14 protein-coding genes are annotated in these 14,958 nt (G+C 72.8%); 8 read left to right on the forward strand and 6 right to left on the reverse strand.

Annotated features, from left to right (window positions below; all coding sequences use genetic code 11):
* Nucleotides 1-3: 3 nt before the first annotated feature.
* On the reverse strand, nucleotides 4-726 hold the full coding sequence (locus tag ACIQUT_RS09390) for a lysophospholipid acyltransferase family protein (RefSeq protein WP_403561108.1): 723 nt from the start codon (nucleotides 724-726) through the stop codon (nucleotides 4-6).
* Nucleotides 727-988: 262 nt separating this feature from the next.
* Between ACIQUT_RS09390 and ACIQUT_RS09395 the strand changes: the two genes are divergently transcribed.
* The 5 genes from ACIQUT_RS09395 (at nucleotide 989) to ACIQUT_RS09415 (ending at nucleotide 5,783) form a co-directional block, all read left to right on the forward strand.
* On the forward strand, nucleotides 989-1,348 hold the full coding sequence (locus ACIQUT_RS09395) for a thioredoxin family protein (RefSeq protein ID WP_403561110.1): 360 nt from the start codon (nucleotides 989-991) through the stop codon (nucleotides 1,346-1,348).
* A 257-nt stretch (nucleotides 1,349-1,605) separates the two neighbouring features.
* Entirely contained in the window at nucleotides 1,606-2,229 is a 624-nt protein-coding gene (locus ACIQUT_RS09400) for a flavin reductase family protein (RefSeq protein WP_403561112.1), read from the forward strand.
* Between the two features lie 203 nt (nucleotides 2,230-2,432).
* A complete protein-coding gene (locus ACIQUT_RS09405; protein WP_403561114.1) occupies nucleotides 2,433-3,218 on the forward strand; it encodes an electron transfer flavoprotein subunit beta/FixA family protein in 786 nt (261 codons plus the stop codon).
* A 62-nt stretch (nucleotides 3,219-3,280) separates the two neighbouring features.
* The gene (locus tag ACIQUT_RS09410) at nucleotides 3,281-4,255 is read left to right on the forward strand and encodes an electron transfer flavoprotein subunit alpha/FixB family protein (protein ID WP_403561116.1); all 975 of its coding nucleotides are present in this window, start codon (nucleotides 3,281-3,283) and stop codon (nucleotides 4,253-4,255) included.
* Between the two features lie 229 nt (nucleotides 4,256-4,484).
* The gene (locus ACIQUT_RS09415) at nucleotides 4,485-5,783 is read left to right on the forward strand and encodes a DUF6986 family protein (protein WP_403561118.1); all 1,299 of its coding nucleotides are present in this window, start codon (nucleotides 4,485-4,487) and stop codon (nucleotides 5,781-5,783) included.
* A 110-nt stretch (nucleotides 5,784-5,893) separates the two neighbouring features.
* On the opposite strand, the gene ACIQUT_RS09420 is transcribed toward ACIQUT_RS09415, so the two are convergent.
* Entirely contained in the window at nucleotides 5,894-8,458 is a 2,565-nt protein-coding gene (locus ACIQUT_RS09420) for a WD40 repeat domain-containing protein (RefSeq protein WP_403561120.1), read from the reverse strand.
* Between the two features lie 199 nt (nucleotides 8,459-8,657).
* Between ACIQUT_RS09420 and ACIQUT_RS09425 the strand changes: the two genes are divergently transcribed.
* Nucleotides 8,658-8,864, forward strand: coding sequence for a hypothetical protein (locus tag ACIQUT_RS09425; RefSeq protein WP_403561122.1), 207 nt, complete (start codon nucleotides 8,658-8,660; stop codon nucleotides 8,862-8,864).
* A gap of 3 nt (nucleotides 8,865-8,867) precedes the next feature.
* Here ACIQUT_RS09425 and ACIQUT_RS09430 read toward each other — a convergent pair whose 3' ends face one another.
* On the reverse strand, nucleotides 8,868-9,860 hold the full coding sequence (locus ACIQUT_RS09430; protein WP_403561665.1) for a LacI family DNA-binding transcriptional regulator: 993 nt from the start codon (nucleotides 9,858-9,860) through the stop codon (nucleotides 8,868-8,870).
* 263 nt (nucleotides 9,861-10,123) lie between these two features.
* Between ACIQUT_RS09430 and ACIQUT_RS09435 the strand changes: the two genes are divergently transcribed.
* Nucleotides 10,124-11,164 carry an NUDIX domain-containing protein gene (locus tag ACIQUT_RS09435; RefSeq protein ID WP_403561124.1) on the forward strand — a complete coding sequence of 347 codons (1,041 nt, stop codon included), beginning with the start codon at nucleotides 10,124-10,126 and terminating at the stop codon, nucleotides 11,162-11,164.
* Between the two features lie 189 nt (nucleotides 11,165-11,353).
* On the opposite strand, the gene ACIQUT_RS09440 is transcribed toward ACIQUT_RS09435, so the two are convergent.
* The gene (locus ACIQUT_RS09440; RefSeq protein WP_403561126.1) at nucleotides 11,354-11,929 is read right to left on the reverse strand and encodes a tetratricopeptide repeat protein; all 576 of its coding nucleotides are present in this window, start codon (nucleotides 11,927-11,929) and stop codon (nucleotides 11,354-11,356) included.
* Between the two features lie 67 nt (nucleotides 11,930-11,996).
* Between ACIQUT_RS09440 and ACIQUT_RS09445 the strand changes: the two genes are divergently transcribed.
* Nucleotides 11,997-12,305: a hypothetical protein gene (locus tag ACIQUT_RS09445; RefSeq protein WP_403561128.1), complete on the forward strand. Its 309-nt coding sequence runs from the start codon at nucleotides 11,997-11,999 to the stop codon at nucleotides 12,303-12,305.
* A gap of 229 nt (nucleotides 12,306-12,534) precedes the next feature.
* Here the strand turns inward: ACIQUT_RS09445 and ACIQUT_RS09450 are convergent, their stop codons facing one another.
* A complete protein-coding gene (locus ACIQUT_RS09450) occupies nucleotides 12,535-13,239 on the reverse strand; it encodes an MBL fold metallo-hydrolase (RefSeq protein ID WP_403561130.1) in 705 nt (234 codons plus the stop codon).
* A gap of 107 nt (nucleotides 13,240-13,346) precedes the next feature.
* Nucleotides 13,347-14,711: a dipeptidase gene (locus ACIQUT_RS09455; RefSeq protein ID WP_403561132.1), complete on the reverse strand. Its 1,365-nt coding sequence runs from the start codon at nucleotides 14,709-14,711 to the stop codon at nucleotides 13,347-13,349.
* Nucleotides 14,712-14,958: the final 247 nt, after the last annotated feature.

Genomic DNA, 14,958 nt, shown 5'->3' on the forward strand with positions numbered 1-14,958 from the left:
GGATCAGCCCGCTTCCTTGACCTGGGCCGGCGTCGGCGCCGAGCCGCCCAGGTGCGCCGGCTGCCACCAGGCGCCCTCGGCGTCCTTCCGGTCCACCGGGTAGGCATGCTGAGCGGCCTCCAGCAGCTCCTGCACCCGCTCCCGCAGCCGCCGCGTGATCGCCCCGGCGTACTGGTCGGCCGGTGCCTCGATCGGCTCGCCCACCCGCAGGGTCACCGGGATGTGGCTGCGCTTGAAGTCGCGCGGCTTGCCCTTGGTCCACAGCCGCTGCGTGCCCCACAGGGCCACCGGGATCAGCGGGACCCCGGCCTCCTGCGCCATCCGCGCCGCACCCGACTTGAAGCTCTTCAGCGCGAAGGACTGGGAGATCGTCGCCTCCGGGAACACCCCGATGATCTCGCCGGCGCGCAGCGAGTCGAGGGCGTGCCGGTAGGCGGTCTCACCCTGTGCCCGATCCACCGGGATGTGCTTCATCGCGCGCATCAGCGGGCCCGACACCTTGTGGCGGAACACCGACTCCTTCGCCATGAACCGCACCAGGCGCTTCTGCGGCCGGGCGGTCAGGCCGGCGAAGATGAAGTCGAGGTAGCCGATGTGGTTCGACACCAGGACCGCTCCGCCCTGGCGCGGGATGTTCTCGGCGCCCTTCATGTCGATCCGGATGTCCAGCGCCCGGAACAGCGCGTGCGCGGCGCCGATCACCGGGGGGTAGACGAGCTCAGCCATGAGGGGGAGACCCCGCTTTCTGCCTGGGGAGGTTCTCCCGGCCGTAAGTTACGGCTGCGTAGGTACGCGGCCACTGCGGATCGTGCCGTATTCGAGCCGTGCTGGCCAGCCCAGACGCCCGTCCCCGGGGAGATTCTCGTCACGCGGGGAACCGGCCGGGGAATGCGATGCGCGCCGCAGGCGCTCGGATCGCCGTACGAACGTACTTCAATGATGCGGGACACCGTGTCAGCCGCTGACGGCGGCGGTGGCGGTGACGGTGATGGCGACGGGAGCGGGAGTGCACGGGGACGCGGCGGGACAGGGGGCCGGTGCCGGGCGGCTGGATGCCGCACGGCTGGGTGCCGAGCCGGGGGAGCGGGCGAGCCTGGTGCAGTTCTCCACCGCCTTCTGCCAGCCCTGCCGGGCCACCCGGCGGATCCTGGCCGAGGTGGCGGGCTTGGTCGACGGGGTCGCCCACATCGAGATCGACGCCGAGCGGAACCTCGACCTGGTGCGCGCCCTGGGCATCGAGAAGACCCCGACGGTGCTCGTCCTGGACGCGGGCGGCCGGATCGTCCGGCGCGCTGTGGGGATGCCGCGCAAGGCCGATGTGATCGCCGCGCTGGGCGCCGCGATGTGACCGGTGCGCCGGTGCATGCGCCCGCACGCAGCGTGACGCGCCTCGCATCTTCCCGCCCCCGCTTGACTGTGTACAGCAGAGATCGCCAGGCTGACCGCATGAGGTACGAACTTCTGCTGTTCGGGCGCGTCCATGTGGACCTCGTCCGTCACGCGAGTGCGCGCTGTCAGGCTCACTGAACGACCCCGCCCTGACCTGATGTCCGACGCGCTCGTGCCCGCCGCTGCCCTGCGGCAGAGCAGAAGGAAGGCCTCCTGATGACGGCCCCGACGGCCCCCACGGCCCAGCCCGCCCCCCTTGCCACTGCGTCCCTGCGGTCCGGTCTGCCGCCGGAGTCCGGTCTGCCTTCGCAGTCCGGTCTGCCCGTACAGTCCGGCCCGGCCGATCCGTTCGCGTCCGCCCTGCCCGGCTCGCCCGAGCTGCTGCGCTCGGTCTTCCGGCAGCACGCCGCGGGCGTCGCCGTGATCACTGCCGCGGACGGCGACCGGCCGGTCGGCTTCACCGCGACCTCGCTCAACTCGGTCTCCGCCGAACCGCCGCTGCTCTCGTTCACCACCGGTACCGGCTCCTCCAGCTGGCCCGCCCTGCGCGACTGCGACCACCTCGGCGTGCACATACTGGGCGAGCACCAGCGGGAGCTGGCGGGCCTGTTCGCCCGTAGCGGAGCGGACCGTTTCGGTCCGGGCACCGGCTGGTCGAGGGGCCCGCACGGGGTGCCGCTGCTGGACGGTGTACTGGCGTGGCTGGTGTGCCGGGTGGTGGCGCGGGTGCCGGCCGGCGAGCACCGGGTGGTCATCGCGGAGGCTGTGGTCGGGGACCCTGTGGGACAGGGGCGTCCGCTGCTGTACCACCAGGGGCGCTTCAACGCGTTGCGTGACTGATTCGTCCCTGCTGGGGCGGGTTGGGGCGGCGTTGGACAGATCACAGTTCAGCGGCCTTGCCTCCAGGGGAGACCCACGGTGTACTGGCGAGTAACATTCTGATCGGAGCGCGGGCCGCCCCGATCGGGATCCGCCCGACAAGGCGCCTATGCTGCCTGCATAAGGCGGTATCAGAAACAAGACGATGCGGTAGGAGAGCCGGCGTGAGCCTGAGGATCGTTGTCTGTGTGAAGTACGTGCCCGACGCCACCGGCGACCGGCACTTCGCCGATGACCTGACGGTGGACCGCGACGACGTCGACGGTCTGCTGTCGGAGCTCGACGAGTACGCCGTCGAGCAGGCGCTGCAGATCGCCGAGGACGCCGACGACGCCGAGATCACCGTCCTGACGGTGGGCCCGGAGGACGCCAAGGACGCCCTGCGCAAGGCGCTGTCCATGGGTGCCGACAAGGCCATCCACGTCGAGGACGACGACCTGCACGGCACCGACGTGATCGGCACCTCCCTGGTGCTGGCCAAGGCCGTCGAGAAGGCCGGCTATGACCTGGTCATCACGGGCATGGCGTCGACCGACGGCACCATGGGCGTCCTCCCGGCCCTGCTGGCCGAGCGCCTGGGCGTCCCGCAGGTCACCCTGCTCTCCGAGGTCAGCGTCGAGGACGGCACCGTCACGGGCCGCCGTGACGGCGACACCGCGAGCGAGCAGCTCGAGGCCTCCCTCCCGGCGGTCGTCTCCGTGACGGACCAGTCGGGCGAGGCCCGCTACCCGTCCTTCAAGGGCATCATGGCGGCCAAGAAGAAGCCGGTGGCGTCCTGGGACCTGTCCGACCTCGACCTCGAGGCGGAGGAGGTCGGCCTGGAGGGCGCCTGGACCGCGGTGGACTCCGCGGCGCAGCGTCCGGCGCGCACCGCCGGCACGATCGTCAAGGACGAGGGCGAGGGCGGCAAGCAGCTGGCCGAGTTCCTGGCCGGCCAGAAGTTCATCTAAGAGCTTCAGCCAGCACTTTCCACATCGCCCCCTGACTACTTCGCATTCGCAGGAGCATCCCCATGGCTGAAGTCCTCGTCTACGTCGACCACGTGGACGGCGCCGTCCGCAAGCCCACCCTCGAGCTGCTGACCCTGGCCCGCCGCATCGGCGAGCCCGTCGCCGTCGCCCTCGGCGCCGGTGCCGAGAACACCGCCGCCGTGCTCGCCGAGCACGGTGCGGTCAAGGTCCTCACCGCCGACGCCCCCGAGTTCGCCGAGTACCTCGTCGTACCGAAGGTCGACGCGCTGCAGGCCGCCTACGAGGCCGTGTCCGCCGCGGGCTCCCTGGCCGCCGTGCTCGTCCCGTCCTCCGCCGAGGGCAAGGAGATCGCGGCCCGCCTCGCCGTCCGCATCGGCTCCGGCATCATCACCGACGCCGTCGACCTGGAGGCCGGTGACGAGGGCCCGGTCGCGACGCAGTCCGCGTTCGCCGCGTCCTTCACCACCAAGTCCCGTGTCTCCAAGGGCACCCCGGTCATCACCGTCAAGCCGAACTCGGCTGCGGTCGAGGCCGCCCCGGCCGCCGGCGCCGTCGAGGCGCTCGCCGTCACCTTCGGCGCCCTGGCCACCGGCACCAAGGTCACCTCGCGCACCCCGCGCGAGTCGACCGGCCGCCCCGAGCTGACCGAGGCCGCGATCGTGGTCTCCGGCGGCCGCGGCGTCAACGGCGCCGAGAACTTCGGCATCATCGAGGCGCTGGCCGACTCCCTCGGTGCGGCCGTCGGTGCCTCGCGCGCCGCCGTCGACGCCGGCTGGTACCCGCACACCAACCAGGTCGGCCAGACCGGCAAGTCGGTCTCCCCGCAGCTGTACATCGCCACCGGTATCTCCGGCGCGATCCAGCACCGGGCCGGCATGCAGACCTCGAAGACCATCGTGGCCATCAACAAGGACGCCGAGGCCCCGATCTTCGAGCTCGTCGACTACGGCGTCGTGGGCGACCTCTTCGAGGTCGTCCCGCAGCTGACCCAGGAGATCCAGGCGCGCAAGGGCTGACCTGCGCTTCTCTCCGTCCCGGGGCCGTGTGGTGTTCTCACCGCACGGCCCCGAGCCGTTTCCGGATGTGGTGGCGAGTCGTCCGGGTGTGCCGGCGAACTGCTGTCGAGTGCGGTGGCGAGTCGTTGCCGCGGCCGGTCGGCGGGACCATTGACGAAGCGGAACCCCGTGGCTAAATTCTGCCATGCGGATCTGCGATTCCGTGAAGCGGAAAGAGGAGAGTGTGGGCATGGGTCAGCAGGAGAAGGTGGCGACGAGCCTCGCAGGCACGGTCAGCGAGGGCATCAGCGCCTCCCTCGCCCCGGTGGACGCGGAACTCGCCCGCCACTACCCGGGCGACCCCGGCACCCGCCAGCCCGTCCACACCGTCTACGTACCCGGTGACGTCTTCGCCGCGGACACCATCCGCACCTGGGGCGACCAGGCCCTCGCCGCCCTCGACGAGCACGCCCCCGACGCCGCCGCCTTCGCCGGGGTCCTCGGCATCGGCGACGAGCTCGCCGGCCCCGTCTACGAGCGGGTCCGCGCCAAGCTGCAGCGCGAGCCCGTCGAGGACCTGCGCATCGACTTCGAGGACGGCTTCGGGGTCCGCTCCGACGAGGAGGAGGACCAGGCCGCCGCCCGCGCCGCCCGGCTCGTCTCCGAGGCCTTCTCCAACGGCACCAACGCCCCGTACATGGGCATCCGGATGAAGTGCATGGAGGCCAACGTCCGCGACCGCGGCATCCGCACCACCGACATCTTCCTGTCCGGGCTCCTGGAACACGGCGGCCTGCCCGAAGGCCTCGTCCTGACCCTCCCCAAGGTCACCTACGCCGAGCAGGTCGGCGCCTTCGTCAAGCTGCTGGAGGCCTTCGAGTCCGCCCGCGGCCTGCGCCCCGGCCGCATCGGCTTCGAGATCCAGATCGAGACCAGCCAGGCCATCCTCGCCTCCGACGGCACCGCCACCGTGGCCCGGATGATCGAAGCCGCCAAGGGCCGCGCGACCGGCCTGCACTACGGCACCTTCGACTACAGCGCCTGCGTCGGCGTGTCCGCCGCCCACCAGTCCAGCGACCACCCGGCCGCCGACCACGCCAAGGCGATCATGCAGGTCGCGGCCGCGGGGACCGGCGTACGCGTGTCCGACGGCTCGACCAACGTCAAGCCGGTCGGCACCACCGAGCAGGTCCACGAGGCGTGGAAGCTGCACTACGGCCTCACCCGCCGCGCCCTGGCCCGCGCCTACTACCAGGGCTGGGACATGCACCCCGGTCACCTGCCGACCCGGTACGCGGCCGTGTTCGCCTTCTACCGCGAGGGCCTCGAAGCGGCGGCCGCGCGACTGAAGGCGTACGTCGCCAAGATCGAGGGGGATGTGATGGACGAGCCCGCCACCGCGAAGGCCCTGGCCGGCTACCTCGTCCGCGGCCTGGACTGCGGGGCCGTCGGCGCCGACGAGGTCACCGCCCTGACCGGTCTCACCCGCGCCGAACTCGACGCCTTCGCGATCCCGCGCCGATCGGCGACGCTGACGGCCACGGCCTGAGGGGTCCGGCGTCCCGGCTCGCGGCCGGGGCCCGGGGGATCTGACGCGGGTGTGGTGCGGGTGTGGTGCGGGCCGCCGGCTGAGGGGGACTCCGGCCGGGCCCGCGGCGTTCATGTGCGCAGCGGGCCGACGGCCCACAGGTGCAGCACGCCGTCCGCGCCGGCGGTGGCGAGGATGCTGCCGTCCGGGGAGAAGGCGAGGCCGTGCACGGGTCCGTCATGGCCCGTCAGCGCGGAGTCGACGCGCTGCCCGGTCGCCGGGTCCCACAGGAGGACGACGCCGTCGTGCCCGGCGGCGGCGAGCAGAGTGCCGTCCGGGGCGAACGCCAGGTCGCCGGGCTGCGAGACCTGGCTGGTCAGCACCCTGGCGGGCCGGGAGCCGCCGTCGAGGTCCCACAGCCGTACCGTGGTGCCCCCGGAGGCTGTGGCCAGGATCTGCCCGTCGGGCGAGAACGCCACCGCACGGTGCCCCGCGTAGGGTCCGCCCAGCAGGTGGCGGGTGCCGGTCCGCCAGAGCCGGGTCCCCTCCTCGGCGTCGGCCGCGGCCAGTATGCGTCCGTCCGGCGAGAACGCGATCGCGGTGACCGTGTCGTCGGTCGGGTCGGCCGGGTCGAAGCGGTCGAAGCGGGCGAACGGGCCGTGCAGCGCCCTGCTGACGGGCAGGCCGTCGGATACGCGGCGCAGGTGCACCGAGCCGTCCTCGCTCACCGCCGCCAGCAAGAGGCCGTCCGGGGAGAACACGATCTGACGCGATGCCCGGGTGGGATCGGCCGGCCACTGCTGCCGGACCGCACCGGTCTCGGGATCGCGCAGGCAGACGGCTCCGTCGGGGGATTCGGTCGCCAGGTGCGCACCGTCGGGCGAGAACGCCAGGCAACGGGGCGCGGACGGCGGGTCGGCCGCCGACGGCCCGCGGGGAGCCCGGGTGACCGGGTCCCACAGGCGCAGTGCGCCTTCCGCGGACGTCGTCGCGAGGATGGCGCCGTCGGGCGAGAACGCGACGCGGAGGAGGCCGCAGCCGCTTGCCTGGACGGGAGGCAGCCGGATCGTGCGCCGCTCGCCCAGCGCGGCCGCCAGCGCCTTGGCTGCCAGGGGTGCGGTGCGGGGCGGAGTGCTGGGTGCGGTGCTGGGTGGGGTGGCGGGTGTGGGGTGCGGTGCGGTGTGGGGTGTGGCGTGGGGTGCGGTGGTGCGTGCGGCTGAGCGCTCGTACAGGAGGGCCCCGTCGTCGGACGCGGTGGCGAGGAGCCGGCCGTCGGGGGAGAAGGCGATGTCCTCGACCCCGGTGGTGTGGCCTGTGAGCGGTGGCCCCACGGGCCGGCCCGTGGCGGTGTCCCAGAGCCGTACGGTCGTGTCCCGGGAGCCGGTGGCGAGCAGTCGGCCGTCGGGCGAGAAGGCGAGCGCGAAGACGGCGTCGGCGTGGCCGGTCAGGGGCGGCCCGTCGCGGCCTTCGGCCGTCTCCCACAGGGTGATCCGGCCGTCGCGGTAGCCGAGGGCGAGGAGGCCCCCGTCGGGGGAGAAGGCGAATGCCTCGGGTGCCCCGGATCCGGGGGCCAGCACCGCGCGGGGCAGGTCCTCGTTGGAGAACAGGTCCTTGACGCGGCCGCGCACGGTGGCGGCCAGGACGCGGCCGTCGCGGACGAACGCCACGCACCGGATGGGGTCCTCCTGCCGGCTGTGCGCGAGGGTGACCGGGCGGCGTCCGGCGTCGGGACTGCACAGGCGGACCGTCCCGTCGTACTCGACGGTGGCGGCTGTGCTGTCCGTGGGGGCGCAGCTGATGTCGGCGACCCCCGTCACGTAGATGCTCAGGGGCGGCCGGCACGCGCTGCCGGTGGCCGGGTCGAGCCAGAGGAGCGCCTGCGGGTTCCGGCCCGCGGAGATCAGCAGGCCCTCCGGGGTGAAGGCGAGCGGGGGCCGCGCGGTGAGCGGGGCGGTGGTGGGCCGGCCGGTGGCGGTGTCCCACAGCCGGACCGCGTCGGGTCCCCCCGAAGCCAGGAGCCGCCCGTCGGGGGAGAACACCACGGCCGAGGCCGGAGCCGAGTCCCGGCTGAGGCGGTGCCGCAGGGTGTAGGGGGAGGGGGTTGGGTCCTTGGCCGGGTCCGGGTTCCGTTCCGGGTTCGGTTCGGGGTTCGGTTCCGGGACTGGGTGAGGGTTCGGTTCCGGGCTTGGGTTCGGATTCGGGTCGGGGTGCGGTGCCGGCTGCTGCTCCGGCGGTGGTGCGTCGTGGGGTTCGTGCCGCTCGGGGGCTTCGGCGGGTCCGGGCGGCCTGCCGGGTTGGTCCGGGGGTTCCGGATGCCCGGCGGGCGTCTCGGAAGGGGCCGGTGGGGTCCAGCGGGGCTGGGCGGTGGGTTGAAGGGCGGCCAGTTCCTGCCAGCGGCGGCGCCAGTCGGCCAGTTCGGGAGCCGTGTGCGAGGGGATCGTGGTTTCGCGGCCGTACTCGTCGTACGCGTACAGCATCCGCACGAGTCCCATGAGCGTGTCGGCGCGGACGAGCCGCTTCCCGTTGAACGCGTCGCTCTGCGTGGCGACCGACAGCCGGATCCCGGTGCGGGACGCCTCGGCGCGGGCCACCAGGTCGCGGTACGAGGGCCTGCCGCGCTCGATCCGTAAGCGCGTCAGATCACCCGCGAGGGCCGCGAGTCCCGCCTCGAACGCGTCGTGTCGCTGTGACTCCATGTCCCCCCTCGACCCCGTGTGGCCGACCAGGCTAGGGCATGCTCCGCGGAACGGTCCTGAACTTTTCGGAACGCCGCGGAACGCGGTCCGTGTTCCGTGGAACACCCGTTCCGTTCAGGGGAGTTCGGCTGCGATCCGGATCGGAGCACTTCGTTCCGCCGCTGCCCGGCGGCCGCCTCGGCGGGGGTGGAATCGAGCCATGACCACTTCACCGAACCAGACCGGCGACCACGACCGGCCCTTCCTGTCGCTGCACGCGGCCGTCGTCCTGCTGACCGCCCTCGTCATCGGGTGTGTCGTCGGCGGGCTCAGCCACCTCGGCGGTGTGCCCGCCGCCCTCGCCGTACTCGCGGGGCTCGGCGCCGCCGGAGCGGCCGTGCCCGTGTTGCACGGGCTGATCCGGTGACCGTCAGGCGGGCGGCCGGAGTTCCCCCGAGCCGCGCGGGATGAGGCGGGTCGGCAGCTCGATACGGGCCGGGGGGAGCGCGGCGCCCGCCAGACGCTGGAACAGGCGGTCCGCGGCCACCCGGCCCAGGGCCGCCGCGTCCTGCGCCACCACCGTCACCCCGGGACGCAGCAGGTCGGCCAGCTCGAAGTCGTCGAAGCCGACCAGTGCCACGGGGTGCGGGTTCCGGTGTTCGGCCAGGACGCGTACCGCCGTCACCGTCACGCGGTTGTTCCCCGCGAAGAGCGCCGTGATCGGGTCGGCGCCCGTCAGCATCGCTCGGGCTGCCGCCACCACGGTTCGCGGGGCCGTCGGGCCGAGTGAGACCCAGGACGGCGCCACCGGCAGGCCTGCGTCCGCCATGGCCGCCCGGTAGCCGCGCAGGCGCTCCGCCGCCGTGTGGATGTGCGGGCGGTCGCCGATGAACCCGATCCGGCGGTGGCCGGCCCTGATCAGGTGGGCCACGCCCTCGCGGGCGCCGGCGAAGCCTGCCGAGAGCACGACGTCCGCTTCGATGCGGCCCGGCGGTCGGTCCACGAAGACGGTGGCCACGCCGGCCCGGATCTCCGGCTCCAGATAGCGGTGGTCGTCACCGGCCGGGATCACGATCAGGCCGTCCACGCGCCGCGCGCACAGGGCCAGCGCCAACTCCCGCTCCCGGTCCGGGTCCTCCGCGCTCGACCCGTTGACGAGCAGCGCCCCGTGCGATCGGGCCACCTCCTCCACGGCCCGGTTCAGCGGCCCGTAGAACGGGTCGGCGAGGTCTTCCAGGACCAGTCCGACGGTGGCGGTGCGGCCCTTGCGGAGCACGCGCGCGCTGTCGTTGCGGCGGAAGCCGAGCGCCTCGATGGCCTCCTGGACCCGGCTGACCGTCTCGGGGGTGACCCCCGGCTCCCCGTTGACGACCCGGGACACCGTCTTCAGGCCCACCCCGGCGCGGGCCGCCACGTCCTTCATGGTCGGCCGGCGGCCGTAGCGGGACTCGGGCGGGCGGCGGCTCTGTGGCACGGGACGGGATCCCTCCGGGCTGGGTGGGGGGCTTGGGTTGGGAATTGGGGGTTGACGGGTGGGGGCTTGGGTCGGGGCGGTGTGCAACGGGCGCGTGGGGGTGGCGCCGTGGTCCTGAGGATAAGCACTGCGCCGGTGCGCGGGTTTCCGTGGCAGGGTGATCGGGGCAAGCCACAGGAGGCTTCGGACGAGCCGTGGGGAGAGGGATAGACGTGATTGTCTGGATCAACGGCACATTCGGCGCCGGGAAGACCAGCACGGCCCGTGAACTGACCGGCATCCTGCCGGACAGCACCCTGTACGACCCTGAGCTCGTCGGCGACGCGCTGCGCAGGCTGCTGCCGCGCAAGCGGCTGGAGGAGGTGAGCGACTACCAGGACCTGCCGAGCTGGCGGCGCCTGGTGGTCGACACGGCCGCCGCGATGCTCGCCGAGGTGGGTGGGGTGCTCGTCGTACCGATGACGCTGCTGCGGCAGGAGTACCGGGACGAGATGTTCGGCGGGCTGGCGGCGCGGCGGATCCCGGTGCGGCACGTACTGCTGGCGCCGGAGGAAACGATCCTGCGGGAGCGGATCGCGACCCGTCAGGAGCCGGGGGAACCGGAGGAGGCGGACCTGCGGGTGCGGCAGTGGTCGTACGACCACATTCCGGCCTACCGGCAGGCACTGGGCAGCTGGCTCGCCGCCGATGCGTACGTCATCGACAACGGCGGGCTGAGCGTGCGGGAGACGGCGGAACGGATCGCCGAGGCCGTGCGCACGGAGGCGGCCGGGGTCTGCGACATCGTGCAGACCCCGGAGCCGACACGGGAGACCGTGGCGGCCGGGGTGCTGCTGTTCGACGGTGAGGACCGGGTGCTGCTGGTGGATCCGACGTACAAGGCGGGGTGGGAGTTCCCGGGCGGGGTCGTCGAGGCGGGCGAGGCACCGGCGCAGGCCGGGGTGCGGGAGGTCGCCGAGGAACTCGGCATCGAGTTGGACGGATTGCCCGGGCTGCTGGTCGTGGACTGGGAACCGCCCGTGCGCCCCGCGTACGGCGGGCTCCGGCTGCTCTTCGACGGGGGCCGGCTGGACGCCGAGGCCAAGGCCCGACTGCGGCTTCCGGGGCCTGAGCTGCGGGCCTGGCGGTTCGTCACGGAAGCGGAGGCCGCGGAGCTGCTGCCGCCGGTGCGGTACGAGCGGCTGAGGTGGGCGCTGCGGGCTCGGGAGCGGGGGCGGGCGTTGTATTTGGAGTCGGGGAGGCCGGTGGGGTAGGGGCCCGGGCCCGAGCCCCGGGCCGAGGGTGTGGCGCGGCCGGGGTTTTCCGGCCGCCCGTTGCCCTTCCCGGGCGGGCCGGCCCCCAAGGGCGCTCCTCCTGCGTCGTCGCGTCGCTGACGCGGTGCGATGCCGCGTGGTCAGGGCGGTGGTGGGGTTGTCGAGGTGGTCCCGGCCCAGGCGGGTGTGTCAGTGGCGTGAGTTGTCGATGGTGCGGAGTTGGGCACTGGCTTCGGCCTGGCGGGGATGGTGGTGTGTGGTGAGGGTGTGGAGGGCGGCCCTCACGGCGGTGCGGGCTTCGTCCCGGCGGTCGAGGTGGCGCAGTGCGCGTCCCAGTTCGAGCTGGGTGGGTCCGCTCAGCGCCGGTGCGTCGGATTCCTCGAAGAGTGCCAGGGCCTGGCGCAGTGGTGTTTCGGCCTGGTGCCACTGGTCGAGGGCGGCGTAGTCCCTGCCGAGGTGGCGCAGGGTGATGGCCTGGTAGAGCGCGAGCAGATCGGGAGGCAGCCCGAGACGGCCCGCCTGGCAGATCTCCAGGCCGCGCCGGTGGTGGTCGAGTGCCCGGGATATGTCGCCGTGCCGGCGCAGGGCCTCGCCCAGGGTGTTGAGGCTGGCCGGCTCGGCGAGTCGGCCGTGGGGGAGGCGTTGTCGCGGTGGCAGGCGGCGGATTCGCGGAGCCGGGCGATGGCCTCGTCCGTGCGTCCGAGCCGGCGCAGTGCGCCGGCGCTGTATCCCAGTGCCCAGCCGGTCTGGAGCAGGTCGCCGCACGCGCGGGCCACGGCCAGGGCGGCGGTGGCGGTTTCGAGGGCGGCAGTGGGTTGTGGGCGCAGAAGCTGTGGGCCCCGGCGAGGTGGTTGAGGTGTGTCGCCTCTTCGGGTCGGCTGTCCAGGGCGCGCGCGGCGTCGGCGGCGTACCGGAACACGTCGAGCAGTTCATCGTCGGCACGGACTGGGCCGTGTGGGAGCGCGCCGACAACGGTTCCGGATGGAGCAAGTGGCGCTCCACGCAGGGAATCGCTCGAAGCTCCATCAAGGTCGTCAACAACAACTCGTGGCAACCGATGCTGCACATCCTCGGCGACGACGGCAACTGGTGGGAGCGCAACCGCTGGGCCGGTCGCTGGAGCAAGTGGTATCGAATCTGAAGGATGACCGGGGGCCAGAGCCCTCACGCCTCGGGTGCCTCCCGTTCACCGGCGGCGGCATCCGAGGCCGTCCCCGACCCACATGGTCCTGACCGGGTGTTCTCCTCACGACCCGGGCTGACGCACTCTTCGAGCTCACCGACGCGGTGCTGTGCGCGGACGGCCGGACGACGTCGTCGCCGGAGCCGACCCTTCGGCAGGGGCGTGCTGCGGCCGGGGGTTGCCGCGGTCAGGGGAGGGGCGGCTCGGGCGTGGCTGCGGCTTGGAGGACGGACGCCGTGTCCTTGGCCAGGGGGTCTCCGTGGCCGAAGCAGGCCACCGTCGGGGCCAATGCCGCCAGGCGGCGGAAGGACGCCTGGGCCTGCTCGCGGTCCACGTTGAACACGCCGAGCATGACCTGGCCGACGCCGGCGATGCAGTCGCCCGTGAACAGCACGCCGTGGCGGGGGAGGTGGATGCCGATGCTGCCGGGGGTGTGGCCGGGGGAGTGGACGACCGCCGCGCCGTCGCCGAACGGGAGGACGTCGCCGTCCTGCACTTCGACGTCGACTCGTGTCGGCGGTGCCTCGGGGACCGTCAGGCCGTGCTCGTAGAGCGGGATCTCCCAGTCGAGGAGTACCGGGTCCGGGACGGGCTGCTCGCCCCGGATGACCGGTGCCTCCAGGCGGTGGGCGAGGACGTGTGCGCCCCAGCGGCCTGCGAGCTCGTCCGCTGCGCCGATGTGGTCGCGGTGGCAGTGGGTCAGGACGATCCGGTCCAGTTGGTCCGGGGTGTGGCCCAGGGAGCGGATCGCCTGCTCGATGGAGGGCGTTGAGGTGACGTGGCCTGCGTCGATGAGGGTGAGGGAGTTGTTGGTGTCCCGCCAGAGGTAGGCCTGGCCGATCGGGAAGCGGAGCATGTGGAGTTGTTCGGGCAGTATCTCGACAAGATCCATGCTTCGAACGTACGGCTGTGGCGGGTGGGGCGGAACGCCCTTTCACCTGGAGCGGAGTTCGCCCGTGGCGTAGGCGGCCCGGCCGGGGCCGGGCCGCCTACGCGGGGTCAGGCGCGCTTGGAGGCGGCGTAGTTGACGAGGAAGTGGGCCTCGGCGACGGAGAGGCGCTCCAGCTCCTCGGGGGAGACGCTCTCGTTGACCGCGTGGATCTGCGCCTCCGGCTCGCTCAGGCCGATCAGGAGCATTTCCGCGTCCGGGTAGAGGGACGTCAGCGTGTTGCACAGGGGGATCGAGCCGCCCATGCCGCTGACCTGCATTTCCTGGCCCGGGTAGGCGACCTGCAGGGCGGCGGCCATCGAGGCGTACGCCGGGCTGGTCGTGTCCGCCTGGAAGGGCTGGCCCTGGCCGACCAGCTCCAGTTCGAGCTGCGCCTGCCACGGGGTGTGCGCGATCAGGTGGGCTTCGAGGAGCTTGACGGCCTCGGCGGTGTCCACGCCCGGCGGCACGCGCAGGCTGATCAGTGCGGCTGCGCTCGCGTGCACCGACGGGGTGGCGCCGACCACCGGCGGGCAGTCGATGCCGAGCACGGTGACGGCCGGGCGGGCCCACAGGCGGTCCGCGATGGTCCCTTCGCCGATCAGCTCGACCCCGTCGAGGACCTTCGCGTCGGCCCGGAAGTCCTCCTCCGGGTACTGCAGGCCCTCCCACACCGCGTCCGTGGCCAGGCCGTCGACGGTCGTCGAGCCGTCCGCGGCGCGCAGCGAGTCCAGCAGGCGGATCAGCGCGGCCAGGGCGTCGGGGGCGACGCCGCCGAACATACCGGAGTGCAGGTTGCCGCCCAGCGTGTCGATCTTCACCTTGAGCATGCACATGCCGCGCAGGGTCGCCGTGACGGTCGGCAGCCCGGGACGGAAGTTGCCCGCGTCGCCGATGACGATGGTGTCGGCGGTCAGCAGCTCCGGGTTCGCCTCCGCGTACTGCTGCAGGCCGCCCGTGCCCTGCTCCTCCGAGCCCTCGACGATCACCTTCACGCTCACCGGGACGCCGCCGTTGGCCTTCAGGGCGCGCAGCGCCAGCAGGTGCATGATGAAGCCGCCCTTGCAGTCCGCGGCGCCGCGGCCGTACCAGCGGCCGTTCCGCTCGGTCAGCTCGAACGCCGGGGAGATCCAGGCGTCGTCGTCCAGCGGGGGCTGCACGTCGTAGTGCGCGTAGAGGAGGACCGTGGGCGCGTCCTCGGGGCCGGGCAGGAATCCGTACACCGACTGGGTGCCGTCGGGGGTGTCGAGCAGGGCCACGTCCCGGAAGCCCTCGGCACGCAGCGCGTCGGCCACCCAGTTCGCCGCTCCCTCGCTCTCGCTGCGGGGGAACTGCGCCCAGTCCGCCACCGACTGGAAGGCCACCAGCTCCGTCAGCTCCTGCTTGGCGCGGGGCATCAGCGAGGCAATGGTCTCGGCGATCGGATTCTGGGACATGGGCACGCTCCTCCTGGGTGAGACGTTGTGTGACGTGTACGCCTGCCGGCATCCGCCTGGTGGGCGTGTGCCGGATCCGGTCGTCCGGGTACGGCGGCCGGGCACGGCGCAAGGCAGTCCGATCCTCGCACAGCAGAACGGGCCGGACACGCGCCGTAGGATTTCCCCGGCATCGGAGCAACCATGATCAGGAGCAGCAGCACATCGTGAGCAGCGACGACGACGTACGCGACGCAGCAGGGCAAGC

This window comes from Streptomyces sp. NPDC090445, from assembly GCF_044769385.1.
Taxonomy (GTDB): Bacteria; Actinomycetota; Actinomycetes; order Streptomycetales; family Streptomycetaceae; genus Streptomyces.

Coding starts and splice junctions, on each gene's coding strand:
- ACIQUT_RS09390 (WP_403561108.1), bottom strand. CDS start 726: ATGGCTGAGCTCGTCTACCCCCCGGTGATCGGCGCCGCGCACGCGCTG.
- ACIQUT_RS09395 (WP_403561110.1), top strand. CDS start 989: ATGGCGACGGGAGCGGGAGTGCACGGGGACGCGGCGGGACAGGGGGCC.
- ACIQUT_RS09400 (WP_403561112.1), top strand. CDS start 1,606: ATGACGGCCCCGACGGCCCCCACGGCCCAGCCCGCCCCCCTTGCCACT.
- ACIQUT_RS09410 (WP_403561116.1), top strand. CDS start 3,281: ATGGCTGAAGTCCTCGTCTACGTCGACCACGTGGACGGCGCCGTCCGC.
- ACIQUT_RS09415 (WP_403561118.1), top strand. CDS start 4,485: ATGGGTCAGCAGGAGAAGGTGGCGACGAGCCTCGCAGGCACGGTCAGC.
- ACIQUT_RS09420 (WP_403561120.1), bottom strand. CDS start 8,458: ATGGAGTCACAGCGACACGACGCGTTCGAGGCGGGACTCGCGGCCCTC.
- ACIQUT_RS09425 (WP_403561122.1), top strand. CDS start 8,658: ATGACCACTTCACCGAACCAGACCGGCGACCACGACCGGCCCTTCCTG.
- ACIQUT_RS09430 (WP_403561665.1), bottom strand. CDS start 9,860: ATGAAGGACGTGGCGGCCCGCGCCGGGGTGGGCCTGAAGACGGTGTCC.
- ACIQUT_RS09450 (WP_403561130.1), bottom strand. CDS start 13,239: ATGGATCTTGTCGAGATACTGCCCGAACAACTCCACATGCTCCGCTTC.
- ACIQUT_RS09455 (WP_403561132.1), bottom strand. CDS start 14,711: ATGTCCCAGAATCCGATCGCCGAGACCATTGCCTCGCTGATGCCCCGC.